The sequence below is a fragment of the Paenibacillus sp. 481 genome, assembly GCF_021223605.1.
In the GTDB taxonomy this organism is placed as follows: Bacteria; Bacillota; Bacilli; order Paenibacillales; family Paenibacillaceae; genus Paenibacillus_B.
Genome location: NZ_CP075175.1, coordinates 3,686,907 through 3,694,836, shown reverse-complemented (window position 1 = coordinate 3,694,836; position 7,930 = coordinate 3,686,907). Strand labels below are relative to the sequence as shown.

General features: G+C 43.1%; 5 protein-coding genes. All 5 read right to left on the bottom strand.

Translation table 11 applies throughout. From position 1 onward, the window contains the following. Positions 1–139: 139 nt before the first annotated feature. The gene (locus KIK04_RS16330; RefSeq protein ID WP_232274678.1) at positions 140–916 is read right to left on the bottom strand and encodes a DNA and RNA helicase; all 777 of its coding nucleotides are present in this window, start codon (positions 914–916) and stop codon (positions 140–142) included. A gap of 27 nt (positions 917–943) precedes the next feature. Continuing rightward, a complete protein-coding gene (locus KIK04_RS16325) occupies positions 944–3,604 on the bottom strand; it encodes an acetate and sugar kinases/Hsc70/actin family protein (RefSeq protein ID WP_232278772.1) in 2,661 nt (886 codons plus the stop codon). Between the two features lie 25 nt (positions 3,605–3,629). Beyond that, entirely contained in the window at positions 3,630–4,325 is a 696-nt protein-coding gene (locus tag KIK04_RS16320; RefSeq protein ID WP_232274677.1) for an iron-dependent peroxidase, read from the bottom strand. After that, the gene (locus KIK04_RS16315; protein ID WP_232274676.1) at positions 4,316–5,593 is read right to left on the bottom strand and encodes a normocyte-binding protein; all 1,278 of its coding nucleotides are present in this window, start codon (positions 5,591–5,593) and stop codon (positions 4,316–4,318) included. The genes KIK04_RS16320 and KIK04_RS16315 overlap by 10 nt, the downstream gene beginning before the upstream one ends. Positions 5,594–5,656: 63 nt before the next feature. Continuing rightward, on the bottom strand, positions 5,657–7,894 hold the full coding sequence (locus KIK04_RS16310; protein ID WP_232274675.1) for a serine/threonine protein phosphatase: 2,238 nt from the start codon (positions 7,892–7,894) through the stop codon (positions 5,657–5,659). Between the last annotated feature and the right edge of the window lie 36 nt (positions 7,895–7,930).

Sequence of the window (7,930 nt, the reverse complement as noted above, 5' to 3'; positions counted from 1 at the left end):
AAAATCACATGATACGACCACTCTAAAATCTGAACATGTATCTATATGAACTGGGGTATCAATTTCAACTACTTCTATGGCCTCCGCTTGGAGTAAGTGCGCCACTGAAAAGTGGCACGCCCACACCTTGCTTGTCCATCTAGTCCACTATCATCCGTTTCATGCCACTGTGTCTGGAATCCGATCTCGAATTCCCACTGCCGCCTACGTCGTCCAGTATTTTGCCTAAATGTTTATGAACTTGCACGTTCGTATACTCCTTATACCCCAGCCCTAATCGATTGGAAATATACTGAAGAATGACCTCTCGTTCAAGTACACCTTCATTTAAGCACAGCATGGCAAACACAATATCATAAGGATGTTTACTTGCTCTTTTCAACATTTCTGCGGCAAAGTTCCGCAATACGAGGGGATGAATCGTGCTTTTGTGAGTGGCTGCGTACTCCACATGAATGATATTCAGCGTGTTGTACTCCGTCGCCATGTCCACAAAACTCTGATAGTCAGAACGCAATCTCGCGCCTTCCTTTAACTTAAAGCGAGCAAGCTCCAACTCATCAGGCTGAATGAGAATATTGTCATCTAACACCATTTCGGTTCGGTACGACGTGAAATCCTTCTCTTCAACCTCCTGTTGAAAGCGGACTTTTAACAGGATTTCCTTCCCTACAGAAGGGTACGGTATCTCAACATCTTGCTCTAGCATGTAAATGCGATCAGCATGCTTAACGATACCTTTCCTAACGGTCAGAACACCCTCACCGACATGTACATGCGCTCCCGAAATAACGCCATTAGAATGCTCATTATAATAAATATCTACGAAGTTGCGCGGGAAATCACGCAAGTTTTCTAGCATTTCAGATTTTAAAATGCGGCCTCGATTAAATTGGGGTACGAACTGCGTAAACAAAACATCCCTCCTCTCCGCATGAGTTCTTTATTTCAAACCGTCAAAGAAGTCCAATTCAGATAAGTCATTTTCAAAAGGGAAAAAGGTCTTCTCGCCTAAATACAGTTGCTCATGCTGACGAGCAATAGGTACGACATAGAAGCCCCAATTCTGCTCATCTGAAAATACGAAAAATTTAACTTCCCCATTCGTTATCGAGTCCGTATCGTCCTGATCTATTTTGGTGCCGAATCTCTTAACGATATCTTCATATAGAACGGCTTCATAACTGCTCATATCGTTCGTGCATACGTATTTATGCAACATTTGATCAGTACTATCTTTTAAATAAATTTCCATTTCGACCACGTTGATTGGTCTTGAAATATAGCCGTACACTTGATCCAACTTCTCTTGATGAGCAATAAGTATTTTCTCTTGTCGACTATGTGTAAAAGCCGTAACCGAATATGGAACGACTGGCGCATGATTCGTAATCGACGCTTCTATCGTACCTGCTTTTTTAGCACTCAAATAGCGGAGTACTCCACGCAAACAAGCAAGCTTCAATTCTGGCACTTTCCCACCATCTTCTGCCTTCTGCCTAAACTCGATGCTGCGACCAGGTACAAATTCTTTTAACGCTTCTTTAAACATATCGATGCGACAAGATTGCCCCGTAAGCTTAATAATGGAGAACTGTTGCAAGGAACCATCTTGATAAAACTCCTCAAGAAACTTTCGAACGACATCGTAAATGTCAGCCCTTATGAGCTGATTAATTTCTTTAATAGTAAAAATAACGTCTGGGAAATCGTGAACATCTATAAACTTACCTTCTTTTTGCAAGGAAAGCGTCCACCGATCGATCGTCGTTACTTTCAAATCATGGTCATCCTGCTGCGCATGTGTATCATTGAAACGATTGCGAAGCATGCCTGTCTTGCGGAAAAACTCCTTTTTCATCTCTTCCGCAAGCTCCCACAAAAAGTAAAAATTATTTCTCACGCGATGGTATTCGTCACGTGTTCTATTTTCATATTGTTTAAATCTTGTAGGTAGCATGCGTTCAGCCGCTTGGTAGTGAAGTTCTAGTTGTTCATAGACTGCCCCCACCCCAAACTCATCTACATGCCTATATATATCTGTACCTGGAATATCAATAATGTCATCGATGTCCGTAACAGAACGTTTATTTATGTAATATTCAACAAAAACAATTTTCATAAACTGCATAATGCGATACGTAATATTGTTTCCGCCGAAATTGGTATCTCCATTTTCATAGGACGTATGAATATCCAGTCGATAAGACATATGTCCATCCTCAATGCTAAAAGAGCAAGACGACAAATCTGTCGTACCGCCACCACAATCGATTACAAGTGCTTTGTACTCTTCGCCGTCTAGGTAACTATTTTTTTCAATTTGATTAGCAATCGTATTAAACAGTACGGCCATTCCCTCATCTAACGCATCGTCGGTTTCAATTTGGTACTCATGCAATATTTTCGTAAACATTTGAATAAATTGCACTTTCATCTTTACCGGACTCGAAATATGCAAATATTTAAATCGGCACTTAAACTGGTGCTCTGCCGTTTGAATAACAACTTTCATATAAGCTCTTAACATGTCACTTCGCGTAATAACCGCTGTATTACCGTGACCATCCATCACTTCTTCTGTCTTCTCATAATGGTTCACCCACCGTTTCAAGCCATGAAATACGGTTGCTAGACCACTATATCCGTTTCTTTTTGCAAATTTAAGCGCCTCATACCCGACATTAAACCTTACATCCGTCGGATCCGTACAATCGGCCACACTCACGACTGTCGGTAACATTTCAATCCATTCCTCATCGCCTTTGCTTATCTCTTCCGGAAACACGACATAATTAATGCTATTAAGCTTAACTCTGCCATTTAATAAATCATTGTCGCACGGAGCTGAGATATACCTGTTATCCAAATATGCACCAGCAGTCGTACTCGATGTACCAAAATCAATCGCTAATACCGCATCAGTCGTCTCTAACTCCCGTATTTCCAAGTCAGAAATCGGCACTTTGCAATAATACAAATTGGCAGGAGGTAGCGGATGTTCTTGGTAATAACTTTTGTACACATAATCAGAATCCTGCTTCCTAAAAAAGAGGAGGCTGTAATTTTTGTTAGCTGTCTTCCTCAGCTCAATCTCATGCTCTGTAGCTAAGTAAAACGAGCCCGCTTTCCGACCATCTTCTATGACATTTAAAATGCCACATAGTTCATCATGTTCATTGACAAGAAGCACATTTGACTCTGTAATACCGCTGCTTATTTCGACTCGGTAGTTGTCCAGCTTGCCTATTTTCAAGCCCGTGTAAAGCGTCATTCGAGCTGGAATACTAATGTTCCCAACGTCGGACAATGGCGTTCTTAAATATTTATTTATCGCCGCTTCAACGCGCTCAAATCCACCTTTTTTGTAACTGCTAATAAGTAAATGATCATCGGCACTTCTAAATTTCAAAATGATTTGTAGAATTTCTTCGCGATCCAACCTGTTAGCCATTCCTTCAATAAGTTTTTCCTTAAAGCAAATGTTGCGAAGCTCTAATGTGGTCATCTCCAACAATTGCTCACGTGTATATTTCGTAATATGTTGAGCTTTATGATCACGATTCGTCTTGTAAAGTTTATATGAATATGAGTTTGAACTCATCATGTGTCCTCCCTTGGCCTAACGGTCAGTAGAGCGCCATATTATCAATTTGCATCGTCTTGTCGACATCAATGATGCCAAAATGATAATCCCAATAAATATCGGTATGAAATCGCAACGGCAAAAATATTTCTTTAATGAGATCGATTTTAGCCCGCGCTATTTCTGTTTCTTCCTGACCGATATAGAACAAAAGCTCATCTCGCTCTTCACAATTAGCATAAATAGTCGAATGTTTGAAAATTTTACGCAGCGTATCTTTAAGTAAATAAACCGCTTCGCCTGTCTCATATAAACGCAATATATTGAGCGCAATCGCCTCTTTTTCTTCTTGCTCGAACAGTCGCAGCTTCTCTTTTACACTCGTTCCGAATATACCCGCTTCAATATCTCTTAGTACAAATCGAATATAATATTCGCGCTTGTTCATTCCTTGCATTAGATCGATATCAGCCAAAAAGTGAATAATAAGATCGAAAAAAGCGTCTCGCATTTCTAAATCATCCGTAAAGTTAACATCATAATAATCTCGGAAAATAGCATAGAACCGATAATATGGATTGATTTCAACGGTAGGTTCTACTACGGTCGAATTAAGAACTTCGGTACTTAATTCCATATATGGCGAATACACTTTAGCTGCTTTAAATTGTAACTTTTTTTTACTTAAATTCGCCTGTTCTGCCTTAATGACGAGATCCCAGATGTAGTTCAAGCCCATTCTCCTTCACATTTATATTCGGGAAAATACATCTGAACTTCGGATACAATAAAGCTCAATATGTCATGGATAATAAATTGACTACTTTCGGGAATCCGGAAGCGCAGCCGCATCACCTTTTTGTCGCTTTCCATTCTGACGTTATCACTAATAAATGGATTCATACCGTAAGTCGCTTCTTCACCGTCTGAACTTTCTAAAATGATTACCTGTTCAAGATCTACAAACTTTGAACTTTCGAACGAATTAACAATGCGTACAATTTCGCCTTTGGCCCTTACTGTCAACGCTTGTTTATGAGCAAATCGGTCAGTAAAGCTGCTCTTTTTCTTATTTGATACAAGCTCGTACTCAAGCTTATGAATTTTACTGGACACGGGCTGTATAATTTGCAGTACGTTCCAAAGACTCGATTTTTCCTCAGGTGTAACTATCGTTAGTTCTTCTGGTGTCCGCTTAATGTAACGCATCATGGACTCATCACCATCGACAAGATAGCCGTGCTCGGTTCCCGTCAGCACAAGTGACAACACATGCTCGAAGTTGACGCGATCCTTAGCCGGAATTGGAAAACCCGCGTTTCTTAATTCAAGCCGCTTAATGTTCCACAAAGGCACTTTGTCGAGTTGTTTATACGGCTCGTACTGCTCTAAGTTAATTGAAATCTCTAAAATTTCTTCCTCTTCCGACAACGTGCTGTCACAAGCAATAAGCATTACGTCAAAAAACTTATAGGCGTACGGATTGTTCACCGTCTTCCACGGTAAATTGTTTTTTTGAAAGACGTGGTACAGCTTTTCAATTTCCGCCATATAAGTCGGGTTCTGTGCAAGCCGCACTTCAATGCGATGGTTGCCGCTAGCAGTCACAATTTCGCCTGTAAACGTACGGCGACTGTAAATGAGCTGCTTAAGAGTTGCGTAGTCACACTCCAGAAACAAAGTTAATAGACACGCCTCTTCACGCTGACTTAACTTGGCTAGCAAGCTTTTCATGTCGCACATTTTCTTTTCTGCATCGCTCGGAATCATCGGGTACAAAAATTCGTGAATCGGATCTATGTCCTCTCGTGCACACATCGTTACATAAATATCGTGCCGCTCTCCCAAATCCTCGATTTCGTTAAATACCCGCTCTTCCAGCTTCCGATTCATCTCTTCCTGATATTCAACCAAATTAAGAAATACGCTCGTCACGATATTTTTCAACATTTTACGCTGCTCCAAGTCTTCCATCTTGCTCAGCCTATCTTGTACGATGTCCTTCATAGCTTTTTGTTCTCTCCCTCCTCTGCACGGTATGACTAGCTTCTATTTTCCACAGAGCTGTATTTACGGATTAGGTTGTTCTGGCTTCGTTTCGGGTTCCTTAGGCTTACGTTGTTCCTCTGGCACCTTTGTCGGTGGTATTCCGTCTGTAGGTGATGGTGCTGGGGTTTCTTTTATCGGAGCCTCGTTGCTCCCGCTATCCTTAGGGACAGAAGGTTCCGTAGTATTCTTAGGCACTGCTACACCTGCACCAGACTTCTCTTTGACTGCTGCTCCTTCGCTCGCTGGTTCCTTCTCTTTAGCCGCTGCTCCTTCGCCCGTTGGCTCCTTTTCTTTAACTACTGCTCCTTTGCCCTTTGGCTCCTTCTCTTTAACTACTGCTCCTTCACCCTTTGGCTCCTTCGCTTCAGACCCTTCTCCAGCCTGTCCCTTTGCAGCCCCATTACCATTAGCAGCATGACTATCAGCACGGTTGGCGCTTCCATTTCCAGCACGGCCACTGCCTTCCGCTGATCCTCCAGAAGTGGCGCCAGCTTCACGATTACTCGCTGGACCACTACCGGCTCCAACTCCAGCTCCTGTACCCGCACCCGAGCCGCTCGCCACTCCATTCGCGTCAACCCTCGCTCCACTTCCGCCATCGCTAGCACCATCTCCAGTTCCACCGCCACCACCGCTTGCGCCAGTGCCACCTCCATTTGCACCTGTTCCAGCAACGCTTGCACCAGCACTACCCGCGCCCTCAGCTGCACCAGCTGGCGGTACCGGCTCTAGCTTCTCCACAGCTTTCGTAATTTTGCGCTCCATGCCTAACACTCGTTCCAGCATACCTATTTCCTGATAAATTTCCTGCGCCTGAGCAAACGAGTCTATCGCTCCCGTATAATCTTGGGCGGCCATACTCTCATCGCCCTTTTTCTCCAGCTTTTCAGCTTCCAACTGCTTCGTCCCTTTATGAACCCCATACAACTTTTCATCTACCGCATCGAGCTTTTCTTTAATTTTGCTCTCCCCGTCGTCAAAAGAAGCAGCCATCGCCGCCTTACGTGCCTTTTGATACGAGTATTTCGCCCCCATGTAATCTTCGCCTTCAAACCTCACGTCGCCCTCCTTCACCAAGTCCATGACCTTCATGTAGGATTTCGTCCGCTCGATACGCTCATTAATTTCGTTAATATCAAAATCTTTTTGTGACTGCGCTTCCTTATGCGCCTTGTTGTACATCGGCAGCGCCTTCGCATAGTCGCCGTCCTTAACGAGCTTGTCCCCGTCCACAATTAACTGCGCAAGCCGTTGCTTTTTACCAAGAAGCTCTCTATGTATTCGATCCTTAATTTTAATCGCGGCATTTCGCCCTTCACTAAACTCTTTCATCGCTTTCTCATAATTGCCGTCATCCATAAACACTTGTCCATTTTGCTTATGTTCCAGCATGCCTGTCACAAGTTCCGCCTTACGCTGAGCGTCCCTAATCATAAAGAACAACACGCCACCGCCAAGCAACACCATAACGAGCAGCAGCAAACCTATCTTCTTTACCCATTTCCATATTCGCTGCGGGTCCTCTGCAAATATCTTATTCACATAAATAGCCGCGGCAGAGTAATTTTTGATAACGCCCTGCTGCTTACTTAGTAGCACCTCTTCCAGCGTATCAACTAAGCTGTCTGCGTCCTTAGCTTCCTCTACGGCATCGGACATTTCTGCGCTATTTACGCTCTCCCACATTCCTGAAGTACAGAGCAGCATAATATCGCCATCAGATAACCTGTACTTTTTCGAAATAAACGGTTCAAACTCATCCGGCTTTCCTAAATATTGGAGCAAATTATGCCTTTCTTCATGCCGATCGAGCCAATCCTCTGAGATTTGTTCTCCATCCAACATTTGCTGTGTCAAGCTCGTATCCTTACTTTTGAAATTCAACCTTCCCTGCTTAAAATGATGCAGTCTTGCATTTCCAGCTACAACCCATCTAACACGTGTATAGTCAGTTACGATTAGCGTCAAGCTCGCCTTTAGCCTTACCCGCCTGCTTTCCGTTTTCAACAGCTCATTCGCTTCGCGCATATAACGCTTTAGTCTGAATCGTGCCATCGTCGGCTTCTCATGAAACTGTCCAAGAATGCTCTTTATCGCCAATTCCGCGCTTTCTACCTCTCTATCTGAATCAAGCCCATCGGCAATAACCCAACAGGCCTTATCATCTAACTCCATATACGCGAAATAATCTTTATTTCGTACAAAAGTGCCCGCTTCAGACACGAAGCCTGTCACAAACTCGCTGTTGTCCTTTCTCATACTCGCTTCCCGCTCCTCCTTTGCTCCAAAGATGTT